Source organism: Stenotrophomonas sp. YJH_SMC_82, assembly GCF_059368875.1.
Window position 1 is genome coordinate 998,900 of record NZ_JCAFSE010000001.1, and the last position, 18,451, is coordinate 1,017,350.

Annotated in this window: 24 protein-coding genes and 1 tRNA gene; 16 read left to right on the plus strand and 9 right to left on the minus strand. The window is 66.9% G+C overall.

Annotated elements, in window-relative coordinates; translation table 11 throughout:
- Positions 1-2 precede the first annotated feature (2 nt).
- The 7 genes from tolR (at position 3) to queC (ending at position 6,138) form a co-directional block, all read left to right on the plus strand.
- Complete coding sequence (tolR, locus tag AC5P53_RS04455) at positions 3-431, plus strand: protein TolR (RefSeq protein WP_006438804.1); 429 nt, start codon at positions 3-5, stop codon at positions 429-431.
- Positions 421-1,476: a cell envelope integrity protein TolA gene (gene tolA, locus AC5P53_RS04460; RefSeq protein WP_014648159.1), complete on the plus strand. Its 1,056-nt coding sequence runs from the start codon at positions 421-423 to the stop codon at positions 1,474-1,476. The genes tolR and tolA overlap by 11 nt, the downstream gene beginning before the upstream one ends.
- Before the next feature lie 285 nt (positions 1,477-1,761).
- Positions 1,762-3,081: a Tol-Pal system beta propeller repeat protein TolB gene (tolB, locus tag AC5P53_RS04465; protein WP_014038220.1), complete on the plus strand. Its 1,320-nt coding sequence runs from the start codon at positions 1,762-1,764 to the stop codon at positions 3,079-3,081.
- 64 nt (positions 3,082-3,145) lie between these two features.
- Positions 3,146-3,664: a peptidoglycan-associated lipoprotein Pal gene (gene pal / locus AC5P53_RS04470; protein ID WP_241887046.1), complete on the plus strand. Its 519-nt coding sequence runs from the start codon at positions 3,146-3,148 to the stop codon at positions 3,662-3,664.
- A gap of 3 nt (positions 3,665-3,667) precedes the next feature.
- The gene (gene ybgF, locus AC5P53_RS04475) at positions 3,668-4,486 is read left to right on the plus strand and encodes a tol-pal system protein YbgF (protein ID WP_049406165.1); all 819 of its coding nucleotides are present in this window, start codon (positions 3,668-3,670) and stop codon (positions 4,484-4,486) included.
- A gap of 206 nt (positions 4,487-4,692) precedes the next feature.
- On the plus strand, positions 4,693-5,394 hold the full coding sequence (queE, locus tag AC5P53_RS04480) for a 7-carboxy-7-deazaguanine synthase QueE (RefSeq protein WP_046432157.1): 702 nt from the start codon (positions 4,693-4,695) through the stop codon (positions 5,392-5,394).
- Positions 5,395-5,472: 78 nt separating this feature from the next.
- The gene (gene queC / locus AC5P53_RS04485; RefSeq protein WP_241887045.1) at positions 5,473-6,138 is read left to right on the plus strand and encodes a 7-cyano-7-deazaguanine synthase QueC; all 666 of its coding nucleotides are present in this window, start codon (positions 5,473-5,475) and stop codon (positions 6,136-6,138) included.
- A gap of 118 nt (positions 6,139-6,256) precedes the next feature.
- On the opposite strand, the gene AC5P53_RS04490 is transcribed toward queC, so the two are convergent.
- Positions 6,257-7,213: a DUF2268 domain-containing putative Zn-dependent protease gene (locus AC5P53_RS04490; RefSeq protein ID WP_241887044.1), complete on the minus strand. Its 957-nt coding sequence runs from the start codon at positions 7,211-7,213 to the stop codon at positions 6,257-6,259.
- A 177-nt stretch (positions 7,214-7,390) separates the two neighbouring features.
- Here AC5P53_RS04490 and AC5P53_RS04495 point away from each other — a divergent pair.
- Positions 7,391-7,466, plus strand: a tRNA-Lys gene (locus AC5P53_RS04495).
- 290 nt (positions 7,467-7,756) lie between these two features.
- Here the strand turns inward: AC5P53_RS04495 and AC5P53_RS04500 are convergent.
- Both AC5P53_RS04500 and AC5P53_RS04505 read right to left on the minus strand, forming a co-directional pair.
- A complete protein-coding gene (locus AC5P53_RS04500; RefSeq protein WP_014038214.1) occupies positions 7,757-8,125 on the minus strand; it encodes a hypothetical protein in 369 nt (122 codons plus the stop codon).
- Complete coding sequence (locus AC5P53_RS04505; protein ID WP_041863715.1) at positions 8,079-8,585, minus strand: hypothetical protein; 507 nt, start codon at positions 8,583-8,585, stop codon at positions 8,079-8,081. Before AC5P53_RS04505 ends, AC5P53_RS04500 begins: the two co-directional genes overlap by 47 nt.
- 85 nt (positions 8,586-8,670) lie before the next feature.
- Between AC5P53_RS04505 and AC5P53_RS04510 the strand changes: the two genes are divergently transcribed.
- From AC5P53_RS04510 to AC5P53_RS04540, 7 genes are all read left to right on the plus strand, one after another.
- On the plus strand, positions 8,671-8,931 hold the full coding sequence (locus tag AC5P53_RS04510; RefSeq protein WP_014648118.1) for a helix-turn-helix domain-containing protein: 261 nt from the start codon (positions 8,671-8,673) through the stop codon (positions 8,929-8,931).
- Complete coding sequence (locus tag AC5P53_RS04515; protein ID WP_014038211.1) at positions 8,921-9,349, plus strand: hypothetical protein; 429 nt, start codon at positions 8,921-8,923, stop codon at positions 9,347-9,349. The genes AC5P53_RS04510 and AC5P53_RS04515 overlap by 11 nt, the downstream gene beginning before the upstream one ends.
- Before the next feature lie 125 nt (positions 9,350-9,474).
- Positions 9,475-9,672, plus strand: coding sequence for a hypothetical protein (locus tag AC5P53_RS04520; RefSeq protein ID WP_014038210.1), 198 nt, complete (start codon positions 9,475-9,477; stop codon positions 9,670-9,672).
- Positions 9,669-10,205 (plus strand): glycoside hydrolase family protein, encoded by a 537-nt coding sequence (locus tag AC5P53_RS04525; protein ID WP_014648117.1) that lies wholly within the window; start codon positions 9,669-9,671, stop codon positions 10,203-10,205. The genes AC5P53_RS04520 and AC5P53_RS04525 overlap by 4 nt, the downstream gene beginning before the upstream one ends.
- Before the next feature lie 3 nt (positions 10,206-10,208).
- Complete coding sequence (locus AC5P53_RS04530) at positions 10,209-10,673, plus strand: lysis system spanin subunit (RefSeq protein WP_014648116.1); 465 nt, start codon at positions 10,209-10,211, stop codon at positions 10,671-10,673.
- Positions 10,674-10,722: 49 nt separating this feature from the next.
- On the plus strand, positions 10,723-11,586 hold the full coding sequence (locus tag AC5P53_RS04535; RefSeq protein WP_100450488.1) for an alpha/beta hydrolase: 864 nt from the start codon (positions 10,723-10,725) through the stop codon (positions 11,584-11,586).
- An 84-nt stretch (positions 11,587-11,670) separates the two neighbouring features.
- Positions 11,671-12,609, plus strand: coding sequence for an alpha/beta hydrolase (locus AC5P53_RS04540; protein ID WP_046432083.1), 939 nt, complete (start codon positions 11,671-11,673; stop codon positions 12,607-12,609).
- A gap of 8 nt (positions 12,610-12,617) precedes the next feature.
- Here the strand turns inward: AC5P53_RS04540 and AC5P53_RS04545 are convergent, their stop codons facing one another.
- Complete coding sequence (locus tag AC5P53_RS04545) at positions 12,618-13,040, minus strand: response regulator (protein ID WP_014648113.1); 423 nt, start codon at positions 13,038-13,040, stop codon at positions 12,618-12,620.
- A gap of 92 nt (positions 13,041-13,132) precedes the next feature.
- Positions 13,133-13,900: a CPBP family glutamic-type intramembrane protease gene (locus AC5P53_RS04550; protein ID WP_241887043.1), complete on the minus strand. Its 768-nt coding sequence runs from the start codon at positions 13,898-13,900 to the stop codon at positions 13,133-13,135.
- 149 nt (positions 13,901-14,049) lie between these two features.
- On the opposite strand from AC5P53_RS04550, the gene AC5P53_RS04555 reads away from it, so the two are divergent.
- A complete protein-coding gene (locus AC5P53_RS04555) occupies positions 14,050-14,355 on the plus strand; it encodes a TFIIB-type zinc ribbon-containing protein (protein WP_046432080.1) in 306 nt (101 codons plus the stop codon).
- A gap of 78 nt (positions 14,356-14,433) precedes the next feature.
- Here the strand turns inward: AC5P53_RS04555 and AC5P53_RS04560 are convergent, their stop codons facing one another.
- From AC5P53_RS04560 to AC5P53_RS04575, 4 genes are all read right to left on the minus strand, one after another.
- Positions 14,434-14,946 carry a GNAT family N-acetyltransferase gene (locus AC5P53_RS04560; RefSeq protein ID WP_111206107.1) on the minus strand — a complete coding sequence of 171 codons (513 nt, stop codon included), beginning with the start codon at positions 14,944-14,946 and terminating at the stop codon, positions 14,434-14,436.
- A gap of 81 nt (positions 14,947-15,027) precedes the next feature.
- The gene (locus AC5P53_RS04565; protein WP_111206106.1) at positions 15,028-16,038 is read right to left on the minus strand and encodes a copper resistance protein B; all 1,011 of its coding nucleotides are present in this window, start codon (positions 16,036-16,038) and stop codon (positions 15,028-15,030) included.
- Positions 16,035-17,846, minus strand: coding sequence for a copper resistance system multicopper oxidase (locus AC5P53_RS04570; RefSeq protein WP_046432074.1), 1,812 nt, complete (start codon positions 17,844-17,846; stop codon positions 16,035-16,037). The genes AC5P53_RS04565 and AC5P53_RS04570 overlap by 4 nt, the downstream gene beginning before the upstream one ends.
- A 75-nt stretch (positions 17,847-17,921) precedes the next feature.
- Positions 17,922-18,302, minus strand: coding sequence for a CopL family metal-binding regulatory protein (locus AC5P53_RS04575; protein ID WP_014648107.1), 381 nt, complete (start codon positions 18,300-18,302; stop codon positions 17,922-17,924).
- Positions 18,303-18,451 lie beyond the last annotated feature (149 nt).

The window sequence follows — 18,451 nt, forward strand, 5'->3', positions numbered from 1 at the left end:
CCATGTCCGCTGCCATCGGTCGCCGCAAGCGCCGCAAGCTGAAATCGGAAATCAACGTCGTTCCCTACATCGACGTCATGCTGGTGCTGCTGATCATCTTCATGGTCACCGCACCGCTGCTCACCCTGAGCTTCGACGTCGACCTGCCGCAGTCCAACGCCAAGGCGCTGGAGAGCAAGCAGGACCCGGTGATCGTCTCGGTGCGCCAGGACGGCCAGCTCAGCCTGAAGCTGCCCGACGCCAAGGAGCCGGCCGCCGTGTCGGCCGAGGAACTGGAAGGCCGCCTGGCCGGCATCGCCGCCCAGGACAAGGGCGTGCGCGTGATCGTCGCCGCCGACCGCGCCGTGGCCTATGAGAAGGTCATTGCCGCGATGGACGTGATCAAGCGCGCCAAGGTAGACAAGGTAGGCCTGGCCACCGATGCACGCTGACGCCCTGCCACCCCCGCATCAGCGCGAACCCGGCTGGGGTCTGCCCCTGGCGCTGGCTTTGCTGGTGCACCTGCTGGTCGCGCTGGTCTTCATCGTGGCCTGGCTGTGGTCGCCCCAGCGCAACACCGATGCCGCCGCTGGCGACCCCTCGGTCGAGGCCAGCCTGGCGCTGTCCGCCTCCGAGGCGTCCGCCGCACGCCAGGCGCTGCGCCAGTCAGAGAAGCTGGAGGACCTGCCGCCGCCGGTCGCCGAGCCGATCCCGGTGCCGGAAGACACCATTCCGCCGCCGCAGCCGATTCCCGAGCCGCGCCCGCAGGACGCGCCCACGCCCCAGCAGCAACAGGCGCAGGAGCGTGTTGCGCAGCCGGACACCAAGGACCAGGAAGCGGTGAGCGCACTGGCCATCTCGCAGGAGAAGGCCAAGCAGGAACAGGAAGCCAAGCGCCGCCAGGAGCAGATCGACCTGACCGAACGCAAGCGCCAGGAAGAAGCGGAGCAGAAGCTGCGCCTGGCCAAGCAGCAGGAAGCGGACGAGAAGAAGAAGCAGGCCGAGCAGGAGCGCGTCGCGGCTGACAAGGCCGAGGCCGAGAAGCAGAAGAAGATCGCCGAGATCCGTGCCCGCCGCGAGCAGGCCGAGAAGGAAGCCAAGCTGGCCGAGCGGAAGCTGCGCGAGGTCGCCGCCGCGCGCAATGCCGCAGGCAGTGCCGCTGCCGGCTCCAGCGGCGCTTCCCAGCCGGCGGCCGGTGGTGGTGGCAACAGCGACGATCTTTCAGCCAAGTACGCCGCAGCGATCCAGGCCAAGGTGCTGTCGCAGTGGGTGCGCCCGGATACGGTGCCGCTGGGCCAGCGTTGCCAGATCACCATCACCCAGATTCCGGGCGGCACGGTGATGCAGGCCAAGGTCAGCCCGAACTGCCCCTATGACGAGGCCGGCAAGCGTTCGATCGAGGCCGCGGTGCTCAATGCGCAGCCACTGCCGTACCGCGGCTTCGAGTCGGTGTTCGCGCGTACGCTCAACTTCACCTTTACCGCCCAGGATCGCTGAGGCGGGCAGGGCAGGGGTGGCCTCGGGCCACTCCTGCCCACGGATGTCGCGCTTGCCTCTGGCGTGCTCGGTTTCGGCCGGGCAGGCTGCAGGCTGCTGTCGAACACCGCCCCGCTGGGCGGCGTGATCGGGGCAGGCAGGTGCGATGTTAGCCACGACGTTAACGGTGCGTGAGAGGACGGGCTGGAACTGACCCGGAATTCACGTACCCTTGGTTCATGATTGCGAAGCGGTTCACTCCCGCTTTGTTATCCCTCGTTCCGGTTTCCCCCTATTGAGCGCTCCATGAAAAAGATGCCTCGCTGGCTTGCCGTGTTTGCGGCCCTGTTGCTGCCCTTTGCTGCCGTCGCGCAGCAGAAGGGGCTGGATATCGACATCATCGGCGGCAATGCCTCCGCCCTGCCGATCACCATCGTACCGATGCCCTACCAGGGTTCGTCGGCCGCTCCGCAGACCGACGTCGCCGGCGTGGTCCGCGCCGACCTGGAGCGTTCGGGCCAGTTCCGCACGCTGCCGGAAGCGCAGATCGTCGAGAAGCCCGTGCGTGGCGGTGACATCCAGTTCGCCACCTGGCGCGCGCTGAAGCAGAACTACATCGTGGTCGGCCGCGTGCTCGATGCCGGTGCCGGTGCCTACCGCGTCGAGTACGAACTGTTCGACGTGCCGAAGGGCGAGCGCCTGCTGGGCCTGGCGATGACCGCCCGTGGCAACGCCATGCGCGACGTCGCCCACCAGATGGCCGACGCCATCTACGAGAAGATCACCGGCGTGCGCGGCGCCTTCTGGACCCGCATCGCCTACGTGACCGCCAGCGGCAAGGGCGATGCCATGCGCTATGCGCTGATGGTGGCCGACTCCGACGGTTACAACCCGCAGACCATCGTGCGTTCGGCCGAGCCGCTGCTGTCGCCGTCGTGGAGCCCGGATGGCAGCAAGCTGGCCTACGTCAGCTTCGAGCGTGGCAATTCGGCGATCTACATCCAGAACATCGGCACCGGTGCGCGCGAACTGGTCACCAGCTTCCGCGGCATCAACAGCGCCCCGGCGTTCTCGCCGGATGGCCGCAAGCTGGCCCTGACCCTGTCGCGTTCGGGCAACCCGGAAATCTACGTGATGGACCTGGGCAGCAAGCAGCTGACCCAGCTGACCAACCACTTCGCCATCGACACCGAACCGACCTGGGCGCCGGATGGCAGTGCGGTGTACTTCACCTCCGACCGCGGCGGCCGCCCGCAGGTCTACAAGGTCGGCGCCGGTGGTGGCAGTGCCGAGCGCGTGACCTTCCAGGGCAACTACAATGCCAAGCCCTCGGTGTCCTACGACGGCAAGAAGATCGCCGTTGCGCAGGGCTCGGGCAACAGCTACAAGATCGCGATGATGGACAGCTCGCTGGGTTCGCCCCGCTGGAGCACGCTGTCCCCGGGTTCGCTGGATGAATCTCCGAGCTTTGCGCCCAACGCAAGCATGGTGTTGTACGCCGCCCGCGAGGGTGGCCGTGGTGTGCTGTACGCCGTTTCCGCCGATGCGCGCGTGCGCCAGCGGTTGGTTCTGGCTGACGGAGATGTGCGCGAACCGGCATGGTCCCCATACCGTACCCAGCGCTAAAAGAGTGTTAATATTTTCGCTGTCTTGAACCCCTCATCGGCCTAGGAGCCACAAAGGTATCGCCATGAACAAGTCCACCCGCGTTCTGCTTGTTTCCCTGCTGTCTGTGGCCGTCCTGGCCGGTTGCTCGAAGAAGGTGAAGGAAGAGCCGGCAACCCCGGTCGACACCGGCACCTCCACCACCACCCCGACCGGTCCGTCGACCTCCGGCCTGTACGGCCCGGGCGACCTGGACACCGACGCTTGCCTGCGCCAGCGCGTTGTCTACTTCGACCTGGACAAGGAAGACGTGAAGCCGGAATTCCAGGCCATCATGGCTTGCCACGCCAAGTACCTGCGTGACCGTCCGTCCTCGCGCATCACCCTGCAGGGCCACACCGACGAACGCGGTTCGCGCGCGTACAACCAGGCCCTGGGTGAGCGTCGTGGCAACGGCGTCAACTCGGCCCTGCAGGCCAACGGTGGCGCGGCTTCGCAGCTGACCGTCGTGTCCTACGGTGAAGAGCGTCCGGTCTGCACCGAGTCGAACGAGTCCTGCTGGTCGCAGAACCGTCGCGTCGAAATCGTCTACACCGCGCAGTAATCCATGCGCATTGGCATCAAACTGATGCTGGTCGTTGCGGCAGCCCTCGTGGCTGCCGCACCGGCGCATGCACAGCGACAGAGCCTGGCCGACCGTGTCGGCGCGCTCGAGCAGCAGATGTACAACAACAGCGCCAACCAGGACCTGTTGAACCAGATCAATCAGCTGCGGCAGCAGGTCACCAGCCTGCAGGCCTCGATCGAGCAGTTGCAGCACGACAACGCCCAGCTCAAGCAGTCCGCCCAGGACCAGTACCTGGATCTGGACAGCCGCCTGAACCGGTTGGAAGGGGGCAATGCCGCCCCGGCCCTGCCGCCCGTTCCGGCGAGCGCGCCGAAGGCCGCACCGGCCCCGGCAAAACCCGCAGCGGCGGCCACTTCCGAGCGGCCGCCTTCCGTCCACGGTGATGCCGGCAGTCTTGCCGCCACCGGCGACGAGCGCACCTCCTACAACGTCGCCTTCGATTCGCTGAAGGCCGGCAAGTACGATGATTCGGCGCAGTTGTTCCTGAGCTTCCTGCAGCTGTACCCGAACGGCGTCTACGCGCCGAACGCGCTGTACTGGCTGGGCGAGAGCTACTACGCCACCCGCAACTTCCCGATGGCCGAGACCCAGTTCCGCGAACTGCTCTCGCGCTATCCGACCCACGACAAGGCCGCCGGCGGCCTGCTCAAGGTCGGTCTCTCGCAGTATGGCGAGGGCAAGGTCGACCAGGCCCAGCAGACGCTGGAGGCCGTCGTGGCGCAGTACCCCGGCTCGGACGCCGCGCGCACCGCGCAGGACCGTCTGCAGTCCATCCGCCTCGGCAAGCAGATCCGCTGATCCGCTGACCCGGCGTACAATAGGTGCCCTGTAGAGCCGAGCCCACCCTCGGCTGCTTTCGTTTCCGGTTCGGCAAACCCGCCCGGATCCGGCAGCGCCGGGCCCTGTCTGCCCGGTTGTTTTCGTAGAGCCGAGCCATGCTCGGCTGCGTTCGTTACCGGCCACGGTAGCCCACCCGCCACGTGTCCCACCAAGAAGTACCCGCCATGACCGCCGTTACTCCGTCCAGCGCCGCCGCCACGCCCAGTGAGATCGTGCAGTCGCCCCTGCCACGCCTGAAGATCACCGAGATCTTCACCTCGCTGCAGGGCGAAGCCGATACCGCCGGCTGGCCAACCGTGTTCGTGCGCCTGACCGGCTGCCCGCTGCGTTGCCAGTACTGCGACACCGCCTATGCCTTCCACGGCGGCACCTGGTGGGATATCGACGACATCGTGGCCGAGGTGCTGGCCCAGGGCGTGCGCCACGTCTGCGTGACCGGTGGCGAGCCGTTGGCGCAGAAGCGCTGCCTGGTGCTGTTGGAAAAGCTGTGCGATGCCGGCATGGACGTCTCGCTGGAAACTTCCGGTGCGCTGGACGTCAGCGCGGTGGACCCGCGGGTGTCGCGCGTCGTCGACATCAAGACGCCGGGTTCGGCCGAAGCCGCCCGCAACCGCCTGGAAAACCTGCCGCTGCTGACCGCCCGCGACCAGATCAAGTTCGTCATCTGCAACCGCGAGGACTACGACTGGGCCAAGGCGATGGTCGCCGAGCACGGCCTGGTGCAGCGCTGCACCGTGTTCTTCTCGCCCAGCAAGGGCGAGATCACCGCGCGGCAGCTGGCCGACTGGATTGTCGAAGACCGGCTGCCGGTGCGCTTCCAGATGCAGTTGCATAAAATCCTGTGGAACGACGAGCCGGGCCGATGAGCCGGCGCAGCGTTCCCTGATGTAACTCCGGCGCGGGACAGCGTGCTGGCTTTCCCCTCCCAACCGGATGTTTTTCCCATGAAGAAGGCAGTCGTGCTTCTCTCCGGCGGCATGGATTCAGCCGCCGTCATCGCCATGGCCCAGGAACGGGGCTTCGCCGTGCATGCCCTGAGCGTGCGCTATGGCCAGCGCCATACCTCCGAACTGGACGCTGCCGCCCGCGTGGCCAAGGCCCAGGGCGTGGTCGCGCACAAGACCGTGGATGTGGACCTGCGCAGCATCGGCGGCTCGGCACTGACCGACGACATCGACGTGCCGGAGGCCGGCGGTGCCGGCATTCCGGTCACCTATGTGCCGGCGCGCAACACCATCATGCTGTCGCTGGCCCTGGGCTGGGCCGAAGTGCTTGGCGCCAACGACATCTTCTGCGGCGTCAACGCCGTGGATTACTCCGGCTACCCGGACTGCCGCCCCGAGTTCGTGGCGGCGTTCCAGGCGCTGGCCAACCTGGCCACCAAGTCGGGCGTGGAAGGTGCGGGCATCAAGGTGCACGCACCGCTGCAGTTCCTCAGCAAGGGCCAGATCGTCAGCGAAGGCGTGCGCCTGGGCGTGGACTTCGGCCTGACCGTGTCCTGCTACAACGCCGACGCTCACGGCGCCGCCTGCGGTCATTGCGATGCCTGCCGCCTGCGCGCGCAGGGCTTTGCCGAGGCCGGCGTGCCCGACCCCACGCTGTACGCCTGACCGCGTCTGGTAGAGCCGGCCGCTGGCCGGCTTCACTGCAGGTGCGAACCGCCCCCTCTCGGTGGGTGCGCCCGCCCCCCTCTCGGTGGGTGCGAACCGTTGGTTCGCACTCCTTGACCTACCGGGCCTGCAACCATCCCGATGCCTCGATGAAGCCGCGCACCGCGTCCGGATCGGCGTAGTCCAGTTCGATCATCCGCGCGATGGCGGCCCCCTCGTCGGTCTGTTGGCGCATGTACTCCTGCGCGATGCGGTATCCGGCGTAGTAGCCCAAATCACTCACCCCGAACGGATTGCGCGCGCTGTTGTACAGCCAGTTGTCCAGGCTGTCACCGTGCATCTCGGCAAGGAAGCGCGTGCGGATTTGTGCCTCGTGCGCGGGCCCATAGGCGTACAGCGGCAGTGCCGGACGGCGACCGCTGATGCGCTCTGCCACGTATTCGGCCACGCCTTCGCGTACTGCGTACTGGGCCAGGCTGCCAGTGGTCTCGCGCTGCTGGGTATGCACGTACTCGTGCAGGTTGTTCTGCGCGTTGTTCGCACCGGGGAGGCTGTCGTAGAAGATCCGCAGGCGGCCGCGCATCGGCTCGGGCAGCTCGCTTACGTCCACGCGCTCATCGCCCAGCGCCATCTCCGCCCCGATCAACACCTTGTCGCCCAACGTGGTGCCGCCGGTACGCAGCACGCCCATCGCGTAGGTGATGGTGGCCGGACGCAGTGCAGGGTAGAGCGCGCGGAACGCGTCCAGGTCCCGGTCCAGCGTGGCGCTGGCCTGCTGCGCGTTCGCAGTCAACGGCCGTACCGAAGTCCAGAAGCGTGGCCATGACTGCATGGCCTCGGCGTATTCGCGGGCCGTGTAGTTGCGGACCTGCATCAGTGCATGCAGTCCGGGGCTGCCGGGATCGATGTAGCGTTGCTGGACCAGCACCACGCGGCGTTCGGCATCAGGTTCGGCGCGCACCGCGTCATAGGTGGCCCAGAAGCGGGCGATGTCGCCAGTGACGACCTGGGACGTCGAGGCCACTGCTGTGCAGGGCAGCAGCAGGATGGCGATCAGACAGCAGGTGAGGCGCATCCGTGGCTCCGGGTGGTGAACATGGATGGGATGCGTGGAAGGCCCGGAAGGTTTAAGCGGGCTGACCCGACTGGGTAGTGCCGGCCGCTGACCGGGACACGCAACACCCCTGTACTTCGCGCGACCCGGCAAAGTAGGGTAGAATGCGGACCCCGCCGAAAGGCCGGGCGATGCATCGGGCCGTTAGCTCAGTCGGTAGAGCAGAAGACTTTTAATCTTTTGGTCGAAGGTTCGAATCCTTCACGGCCCACCATTGCATTGACGATCAAGAAGGCGCCCAAGGGGCGCCTTTTTTGTTGCTTCCTTCAAAGCACTTCCGCAATGGGGAAGCGCCGCTGCAACGATGCGGTGTTGCAGGTGCTATCGACTCCCCGGCGCCCGCTGGCAGCGGGTGTGGGGAGGCGGCGCTCCGCGCACCCGCTTCCGTCGCTGCTGCCTCCACGTCGCTCACCTTAAAAAAATTACCTTTAAGGTAACAATAAAGGTAATTTCAGGTAATTGATCTCATCAGAACCGGCCGTTTCCGGCCGGCCAGGGACGCTGTCAGCCGTAATGCGCGCGCAACAGCCCGGCGTCGTGGAAGGAAATGCCCTCGCGGATACACTCCTCCGCGCGCTCCATGTCCTTGTGCAACTGGATCAGTGCGTCGTCGGCGAGCTGCTCGATGTTGACCACACCGCAACATGCCTGATCGATCACATGCTGCATGGGTTCGCCCCAGCGTCGGCGTACGTTGCGGATCATGCGGCAATGCCACTCGCGCATGATCGCGTCCATGCGCCTCTCCCCGCGGACCACATGTGCGTCTCCCGCCACCACCCGCAATGCCGGCGCCGGGGTGCGCTCGCCGCGCAGTTCCTGCGTCCTAGCGGCCAACCGCTGTGCGAGCTCCTCGAGTCGCGTGTGAGTCATCCTTTGCCTCCCTGATCCGTCTTGCCAGAAGCTTCGTCAGGTCGAGCACATTGTCCGGTGCAGAGGGCTGACCGAACTCGTCCACGACCATGAATGCGGTCTCCAGCAGCACGGGATCGTAGATCCATTCCGGTGGATCGCCGACCAGCTCCAGGTAGTGCGAAAGCACCTTGACCGCAGCGCTCATTTTCTCGAAATCCAGTCCCGTAGATTGAGACTGAAGCGACACGTCTCCGTCCTGATCGACGCGATCCAGCGTTCCATGTGGAAGCTGCATCACTGATTCAAGATCGCGCGCAAGCCGATGGCCGATGCTCTTCGGGTTGCTCTCGGAAATCCACTGGCTGACCTGGGGCTGGGCCCAGCGGGTGCCACCGTACAGGCGGGCCCACTCGGCCGGGCCGCCGGCGGCGGCCACGCGGAGGCGCATGTTGAGGGTGCGAGCGGTACTGGCGTCCATCTGTAGATGGTGCGCTGCATTACCAATCCAGCAAATGACCAAAACGGTATTGACTATCCATTACCGTGACAGTAATGTGTGGCCCATGAACCTCATCGACTACGCCATCTCCCAAGGGGGCTACGGCACCCCCAGCTGTCCCGTCATGCGCCGCCTGGCCCACCAGACCGGCTGCGCGCTGCGGACCCTCTACATGATCGCCCGCGGCCACAAGCTGCCCGGCGCGCGCCTGTGCCGGCGCATCGAGCTGGCCACTGCGGGCGCCGTGCGCCGCGAATCCCTGCGCCCGGATGTGTTCGATCCGGCCCCGTCGCCCGTCAAAGGAGAAGCCACCCATGCAGCTTGATACGTTCGGTGAGTATGTCCGCAGCCGCCTGGAGCACTGGGGCGGCGAATATGCGCTGCATCGCGACTGCGAATACCTCGGCTTCCAGTCGCGCAATCTGCTGGCGGTGCTGATCGAGCATCGTGGTGACATGCCGGGGCGGGCCCAGGGCTACAAGCCTCTGGAAACCGATCAGCTGGCGCAGCAGATCGAAGACATCATCACGGCGGTCGCGCGTGACAACGTGGCGATGGCCTGTGCGCTGCGCGGCTACTACTGCGGGCGTGGCCGACGCAAGGTCGAACGATTCGAAACGGCGAATCTGCTGCTGGCCAACAGCGGGCAGCGGCCGGTATCCAACCGGCATTACCTCAACCTGGTCGAACTTGGCTTCCAGCGCGTACGTGGCTGGATGGAGGGCATCGCCCAGGCCGCATGAGCGGCGGAACCGATCTTCCGCCCGCCTCCCGACCGGAACAACCCTCGTGCCGAGCCGGCAGCGGGGCGGGCACCTCTTCGGGCCACGTCGATGCGACGCGGCCTGCATTCCCTCCAGGACCCATCATGAAAGAAGAAATCATCAGCACGGCCGGCGCGGCGGCCATCAAGTCGGCGCCGCCGGTTACCGTCGCCGGTGCGCTTGCAGCCGGCATCACCCTGGACCGCCTGGTCGTGGTCCTCACCATCATCTACCTGGCGGCGCAGATTGCCTATCTGGGCTGGCGCTGGCTGCGCGAATGGCGCCGCAGGGAGCGCGAATGAGCCGGCCCGGCAGTACATTGCCGGTACGCAGCCTGGTCGCCGCGCTTGCGCTGAGTGCTGCGGGCCTGATCGCCATTGTTGACCGCGAGGGATACACCGACGCCGCAGTGGTGCCCACGCGCAATGACCGGCCCACCTATGGCTTCGGCTCGACCGTTCGCGAGGATGGCACGCCGGTGAGGCTGGGCGACCGCACCACGCCGGTACGCGCGCTGCATGCCGTGCAGGCTCATCTGGCCAGGGAGGAAGGGCAGTTCCGCGCGTCGCTGCCCGGTGTGGCGCTCAGCCAGGGCGAGTACGACGTCTATGTCGATTTCCTCTACCAGTACGGCATCGGCAACTGGCGCGCGTCGTCGATGCGCCGGCATCTGCTGCAGGGTGAGTATCACCAGGCCTGCGATGCCTTGCTGCTGTGGAGGCGGGCAGGGGGCTACGACTGTTCAACCCGCATCGACGGCCGCCCCAACACCGTGTGCTGGGGAGTGTGGGAGCGCCAGCAGCAGCGCCATGCGCGTTGCCTGGCGGAGCAGTGACCCATGCCGCGCATGCTGGTGGTGATGGCGTCGCTGCTGCTGTGGTCGTTGCTGATGTTCATGACTGGCTGGCGTTGGCGCGGTGATCGCAGCGACCTCGCGATGGCGCGTGCCGATGTGGAGCAACAGGCCGGCGCGGTGCAGTCCGAACGGCGGTTGCGCCGGGATCAGGAAGAACGGAGCGAGGCGATGGCCTCACTGGGGGAACAACATGAACAGGATCGTGAGCGCGCGGCCGAGGTGGATGCCGATGTGGTGGCTGCCCTGCGCGCTGGCACTCTCCGCCTGCGCGACGACCTCGCCGCGTGCCATACCGGCCGTCTGTCCGAAGCCGCCGCCCGCACCGGCGAACGTGATGCGGGCGCCCAGTTACGAGCAGAGGTTGCGGCAGCGCTTGTTCGAATCGGACGCGATGCCGACGACCAGCTCCGTGCCTGCCAGGCCGTGATCGAACTGGATCGCCGTTGAGGGTGCTGGCGCAGTTATGCTGGCCGTCCTCTCGAAAATGGAAGTTCGCATGCGCGTCGTCGCTCTCTCCGCTCTGATCCTGCTGGCCGCCGCAGGGCCGGGCCTCGCAGCTGTTCCCACCGTGCCGGCAGCACCGCCGGCATCGACCGCTGCGGCCGCACCACTGGTGATCGGCGAGACCTTCACCGTGCAGTCGAAGGCACTGGGCGAGACCCGCCGCATCAATGTCTATCGTCCGCAGCCCTGGGGCCTGGATCCGAAGGCGCCGCTGCCGGTGCTGTACATGGCCGATGGCGGCATCGGCGAGGATTTCCTGCATGTGGCAGGGCTGGTGCAGGTGCTGACCGGCAATGGCAGCATGCGTCCGTTCCTGCTGGTCGGCATCGAGAATACCGAGCGCCGCCGCGACATGACCGGCCCCAGCAGCGACCCGCAGGACCAGAAGATCGCGCCACGCATCGGTGGCTCGGCGGCCTACCGCAGCTTCCTGCGCGATGAACTGATGCCGCAGGTACGCCAGCGCTACCCGACCACAGACGAGCGTGCGCTGATCGGTGAGTCGCTGGCTGGCCTGTTCGTGGTCGAGACGCTGCTGCAGGAGCCGACGCTGTTCAACAGCTATATCGCGCTGGACCCCAGCCTGTGGTGGAACCGTGGTGCGATGCTGGCCGGAGCATCCCGGCAACTGCCGGCGGTGACGCGTGCACAGCCGCACGTGTTCCTGGCCAGCAGCGGGCAACCGGAACTGGCCGCCTCCACGGCACGACTGGCCGCGCTGCTGCAGCAGGCCTCGCCGTCGCCGCTGGTGAAGTACCTGCCGCTGCCGGAGGAAACCCACGCGACCGTCTACCACCCGGCCGCATTGCAGGCGCTGCGCACACTGTTCCCGGCGCCGCCGCCGGCCTCGCCCTGACCGCGCGTGGCGCGGCGCCGCGCGACGTGTGAGGATGCGGTAGCGACGCCACCCGGGTGCGTCGCCCGCAACGGGAGAGTGTGGATGCAGCGTGTGCGTGGATGGAGTGTGGCGGCCTGCCTGGCCATGGGGGGCTGTGCGATGTCGGTGGCGCCACCGGCAACTCCGGATGAAGCGAAGGAAAGCGCGGCCACCGCCGCGCAGGGCGTGGTGCTGCCGGATACCGAGGCGCTGCGCGTGCACGACCCGGTGGGACGCGATTACCCGATCTGGGTGGCGTTGCCGGCCGACTACGCCGCACATCCGGAAAAGCACTATCCGGTGCTGTACGTGACCGATGCGCTGTACAGCTTCCCGCTGGTGCGCAGCGTGCGCAACCTGGTCGGGCAGAAGGGCGTCAACATCGAGGATTTCATCCTGGTCGGGCTGCCGCCGCAGGAAGGCCTGACCTCCAGGCAGAGCCGCTCGCGGGATTACACGCCGAGCGATCCGGCGCGCACCGATCCGCGTGACTACAGCGACGACGTCAGCTACGGCGGCGCCGCGCATTACCGCGACTTCCTCGCCGAGCGCGTACTGCCGCTGATCGATGCGCGCTACCGCACCGATCCGGCGCGGCGAGCCTATGCCGGTCATTCCTATGGCGGCCTGTTCGGCGCCTACGTGCTGACCACGCGCCCGGACATGTTCCGCAGCTACATCCTGTCCAGCCCGTCGCTGTGGTTCGACAACCATCGGGTGCCGCGCATGCTGGCCGAAGCCAAGGCGCCTGCGCAGCCGACCACGGTGGTGCTGTCGATCGGCAGCTTCGAAACGGTCAAGCCGGAGCCGCGCTATTTCACCCGCAACGACATGCTGCGCCACAACGCCGAGTTCGCCGAGCAGCTGCGCAGCAGCGGGCGATCATTGAAGGTGGAGAACATGGTGATCGACGGCGAGGACCATTTCACCGTCTACCCGGACATGATCACCCGCGCGCTGCTGAAGGTGTTCCCGGGTACCGGGCCGTACAGCAGCGGTTGATGAGTGCCTCAGGCCGCCTGTGCGTCCGGCCCGGTCAATACGCCCACATCGGCGTGCCGGAAGCACAGCCGGATCGCGTCGAGCAGCTCGCTCATGTTGTAGGGTTTGGGCAGGAAATGGATGCCGTCGCGGAGCTGCGGCAGCACTTGGTGCTGGTCCATGCCCGACGTCACCAGGATCGGCAGCTGGGGATACAGGCTGCGGACCCGGTTGGCGGCTTCAATGCCACTGATCGCACCCAGATTGACGTCGGTGAACAGCAGGTCGAAACGCTCACCGGCCGCCAGCAGGCCCAGCGCCGCTTCGGCAGAGCTCACGCCCACTACGTGGCAGGCCTGGCTTTCCAGCGCCAGTCGGCTCAGCTCGCGGGTTTCCTCGGCGTCCTCGATGAGCAGGACGCGGGGTTCAACGTGGCGCTTGGACAGCAACATGACGCGACAACTCCGGACAGCAACGGTGAAAAGGCGCGCAAGTATGCGCAAGCCGGTAGTGATCCCGACGTGCACGGCAAGCTAAGCGGGCGTTACAGCCCTCTCTGGCGCCTGAACCGCACGTGCCAGGCCAGCACCGCCACCGCGAGCAGGGCGGTGCCGATGCGCAGGCAGGTGGCCTGCCAACCCAATGCGATGGCGTCATCGAGGCTGAACACATTCCAGGCAAGGTTCATCGAAACATGCAGGACCAGGCCGCACCACAGGGTGTCGTCGTCGAGGTGGTCGAGCCAGGCGAAGATGAAGCCGCCCAGCGCGATCACCGCGCCAATGAACAGTGCGATGCCGCCGCCGTCGAACCCGCCGAAGCCGAGCCAGTGCACCATGCCGAACAGCAGTGCCTGCGGCAGCGCGAGCAACGGCCACGGACCGCGCACGATCTTCACCAGCAGCACGAAGCCGAGGCCACGGAACAGCACTTCCTCGGCCAGCGGGAACAGCGCGGCCAGCATCGTGGCATCCAGCGCAGTCAGCGCCGTGTTCGGAGTTCCGAGCAGCGCCAGTCCCAGCCAGCAGGGCAGGCTGGCCAGCAGCACCCACAACGGGCCGCCCCAGCCGTTTCCGCGCAGTCCCAAGCTGGCCATCAGGCCCATGTCACGGGGCCGCAGCAGCGCGGCCAGCAGCAGTGCCACCAGTACCGCCAGCGCGTTGTCCAACAGGCTGCCGCCATAGGGGATGGGCAGTGCGGGAACCGGTGTGCCGATGGCCGCGGCGATATCCCGCAGGTTCAGGCCAAGGCCGACACCCAGCAGCACCAGCAACAGGCGCGCGGTGGTGGGCAGGCGGGACAACACGGTCATGTACGCATTCCCTGCGGGACAAGGGCGCAGTGTGCCGCGCGGTACGCATGTGGGCACGCGCCGGAAGTCCCTGTGCCATCGGTCACGCGTTGCCGCACAGTCATCGCGGTGCAGGTACAGTCGAAACCAGACCGACAGGAGCAATACCGATGCTGTGCCCCGTGTGCAAGACCCAGACGCTGCAGATGGCCGAACGCCACGGCATCGAGATCGATTACTGCCCAAGTTGCCGCGGCGTGTGGCTGGATCGTGGTGAGCTGGACAAGATCATCGAGCGCGCAGGCGCCGGTGCGGCCGTACCGCCGCCAGCGCCCGTGCTGGCTCAGCCGGCCTCGCCGCCACCGGTGATGCACCGTGATACCCGCCACCTCGGCCAGCGCTACGAGGACAACCGGGGCCAGGGCTACAAGAAAAAGAAGAAGGACAGCTTCCTGTCGGAACTGTTCGATTTCTAGTTTGTAGCGTCGAGCCATGCTCGACTGGATATTGCAGACCCTGGCCAAGCATGGCTCGACGCTACATGGGCTGCATGATCATGGCCGCCGCAGGATGAACTCGCGGTCGTGGGTATCACCGACGATGAAGTCGTATTCGCCGACCTTGCTGCAGCCATAGCGCGCGTAGAAGCGCTGCGCGCCGAAGTTTTCTTCCCATACGCCCACCCACAGGGTGCGGCGCCGCGGCTGGTCCAGCCAGGCCATGAACGCGTCCATCAGGCGTGCACCATGGCCGCCGTTCTGGTGTGCGGCCAGGATGTAGAACCGCTTCAGTTCGATGTCGCCCTCGCGTGCATCGGCATGCGGCAGGGTGTTGGCACCGGCGGCCAGGTAGCCGACCACGGCGTCGCCGTCCATCAGCAGCCAGATGGCACTGCGTGGGTCGGACAGTTCAGTGCGCTGCGGTTCGCTGCTGTAGTGCGCCTGCAGGAAATCATGCAGCTCCTGCGCGGGGTACGAGTCGCCCCAGGTTTCGGTGTAGGTGGTGATGGCGATCGCCGACAGGGCATCGACATCGGCAAGGGTGGCGCGGCGGATCTGCAACGACATGGTGGTGCCTGCAATGGAGCGTGGCGCAGTGTAGCCGGCCCCGGCGGCTGCCGGGGCTGGCCATTGCGCACGAGCCGCTGCTCAGAACCACATGCGCACGCCGGCCACCCAGCGTGTGTCGCGCGCGTGGTCACCGGCGTAGTCGGCGGTGTCGCCAAACGTGCGCTCGTGGCTGATGCCGATGTATGGCGCAAAACGGCGGCTGAACTCATAGCGCAGGCGCAGCCCGGCTTCGACCTTGTTCAGTCCGCGACCAATGCCGTACTCCGGTTCATCCCTGGCAGCGACGGTGGCTTCCAGCAGCGGCTGCAGGATCAGGCGGTTGGTCAGCAGCACGTCGTACTCGACCTCGGCCTTGGCCAGCACCTGGCCGCCGGAACCCATATACAGCGTGGCCGAGCTCTCGAACTTGTACGGTGCCAGCCCCTGGATGCCGATGGCCGCCCACGTGCGCGAGTCGGCCGGGCGGAAGTCCTGGCGCACGCCGACCAGCACGTCCCACCACGGCGACACGCTGCGGCCATACAGTGCTTCCAGCGACGATGACTCGGTGCGGCCGCGGCTGCGTTCGCCATCGGTGCGCAGCCACAGGCGGTTGATGTTGCCACCGATCCAGCCGGTGGCCTCCCAGGCCTGGCCATTGCTGCTCTTGCCGTCCCAATGTTCGAGGCGGTCGATCAGCAGCAGGCTGTTGATCTCCGGCGCATGCTCCATCGCGCCGTGCGCGATCGGTGGGAATGCAGCGGCACGATCGGCATCGGACGGCACCGGGATGGGGTCGCGCGGTTCGGTGGGCGCGGGCGTGGCATGGCCCATTGCCCCGTGGTCCATCTGCGAATGGTCCATCGCCGCCGGTTGCATCGCGCCATGGTCCATCTTCGAGTGATCCATGCCGGCATGATCTGTGGCGCCCGAATCCATCTTCGAATGGTCCATCTTCGAATGATCGGCCTGTTCGACCGGCGCGTTGGCGGTCTTTGCGGGCGGATCCATCGCGGCCATGTCATGCCCGGCGTGCGACTGCGCGAACACCGGCAATGCGGCGGCCAGGCCCAGGGCCAGCAGGCTGGGGGAAAGCAGTGAGCGGCTCATTCTTCGATCCTCACTTCGCGCATCATGCCCGCTTCCATGTGGTACAGCAGATGGCAGTGGTAGGCCCAGCGGCCGAGCGCATCGGCGCGCACGCGGTAGCTGCGGCGGGTGCCGGGCGGCATGTCGATGGTGTGCTTGCGCACCTGGAATTCCTCCTGCGCGTTCTCCAGATCGCTCCACACGCCATGCAGGTGGATCGGGTGCTGCATCATGGTGTCGTTGACCAGCACGATGCGCATGCGCTCGCCGTAGTTCAGCCGCAGCGGTTCGGCGCTGGCGAACGGAATGCCATCGAACGACCAGGAGAATTTCTCCATGTGCCCGGTCAGGTGCAGTTCGATCTCACGGCTGGGCTCGCGGCCATCGGGGTCCTCGAACAGGCTGCGCATCGCGCCATAGGTCAGCACCTGGCGGCCGTTGTCGCGCAGGCCGATGCCGGGGTCGTCCAGCTTCGGTTCGGTCGCCGAGCTCTGCATGTCCACCAGCGGGTTGTTGCGCTCGCTGGGCGGGTGCTTTGGCGCCTTGCTGGCGGCATCACCGCCGCCATGCGCACCGTGGCCCATGCTGGCGCCGCAGCCGCCTTCCATGCCCTTCATCGCGGTCATGTCGTGCCCGCCATGACCGCCACCGCCCATGTCATGCCCCATGTCGCTCATGGTCAGCAACGGGCGCGGGTCGCGTGCAGGGATCGGCGCCTGCAGGCCATGGCGTACCGCCAGCGTGCCGGCGGCGAAGCCGGTGCGGCCCATGTCCTGGCAGAAGATGGTAAACGCGTCCTGGCCGGTGGGCTCGACCAGCACATCGTAGGTTTCGGCGGGAGCGATGCGGAACTCATCGATGCTGACCGGATGGATGTACTGGCCATCGGCGGCGACCACGGTCATCTTCAAACCGGGGATGCGCACGTCGAAGTAGGTCATCGAGGCGCCATTGATGAAACGCAGCAGCACCTTCTCGCCGCTGCGGAACAGCCCGGTCCAGTTGCCGGCCGGGGCGGTGCCGTTCATCAGGTAGGTGTAGGTGTGGGCGTTGATGTCGGAGATGTCGGTCGGCGTCATCCGCATCCGCCCCCACATGCCACGGTCGGACAGCGCGGCTGACCAGCCCCCGCGCTTCACGTCACGCAGGAAGTCGGGCAGGGTGCGCTTGTAGTAGTTGTCATGCTCGGCGAGCTTCTTCATGCGCCGGAACAGCGCACCCGGATCCATGTCGGTCCAGTCGGACAGCATGATCACGTGCTCGCGGTCGTGCCGGTACGGCGCCGGTTCGGCCGGATCGATGATCAGCGCGCCGTACAGGCCGGCCTGCTCCTGGAACATCGAGTGGCTGTGGTACCAGTAGGTACCCGACTGCTTCAGCTGGAAGTGGTAGTGGTAGGTCTCGCCGGGGCCGATGCCGTTGAAGCTCAGGCCGGGCACGCCGTCCATGTTGGCCGGCAGCAGGATGCCGTGCCAGTGGATCGAGGTCGGGTGGCGTTCCAGCGTGTTGCGCACGAACAGGTCCACGGTCTGGCCTTCGCGCCAGCGCAGGATCGGCGCCGGCAGCGATCCATTGACGGTGATCGCCGGGCGGGTGCGGCCGGTGAAGTTGGCCAGTGATTCGCCGATGGCCAGTTCGATGCGGGTGTCGCTGAGCACGGCTGGGGCGCCGGCCAGGCGCGGGGTGGCCGTGGCGGCGGCGAGCGCGCGCTGTGGTACGCCGACGGCGGCGATGCCGGCAACCACGCCGCCGGCGGCCAGGCCCTGCACGAACAGGCGGCGCGACGGCATGGGCACGGCGCCCGGACCGGGGGGAATGCGGGTATTCATGGTGGTGACTCCAGACACGTAAAGACGCCGGCAGGTGGCCGGCTACGGTGCGCAGGGCGCACGGTGCATGTGGAATCAGCCGATGGGAGGGCGTGAGATCGGCGGCAGCGGCGGCGCCGGACGGCCGGTGGCCGGCATCGGCTGTGGTGCCAGCGACAACGCCGGGCCGGCCATGAACGGCAACGGCTGCACCACCAGCAACGGGTGCTGGGCACAGCTGCGCACGCAGTCCTTGATCTGGCAGTGGGCGTCGTGGGCGGGGGCCTTGGCCTGCGGGGCCGGGTCGGCCTGCATGCCGGCGTGGTGGCAGTCGGCGTCACCGCCAGCTGCGGCGGCCGCGACGGCGTGTGCCATCCGCCCCATTTCTTCATGACCGCTGGCCATGGCCGCGTTCAGCCCGTTGAGCAACAGGCTGAGCATGAGCACGACACGAAGCAGGGTCGAGGCCAGGGACATGGCGCTAATCTAGCCGCAAGCGGGCGCGGATGCACTTCCGGCTGAATGGCCGGTTCAAGGTTGGAGCTGCACCAAGGTGGAGCCGGGCCCGCGCTCGGCTGCTGTTCGCGCAGGGGCAGCCGAGCGTGGGCTCGGCTCTACCGGGGCGC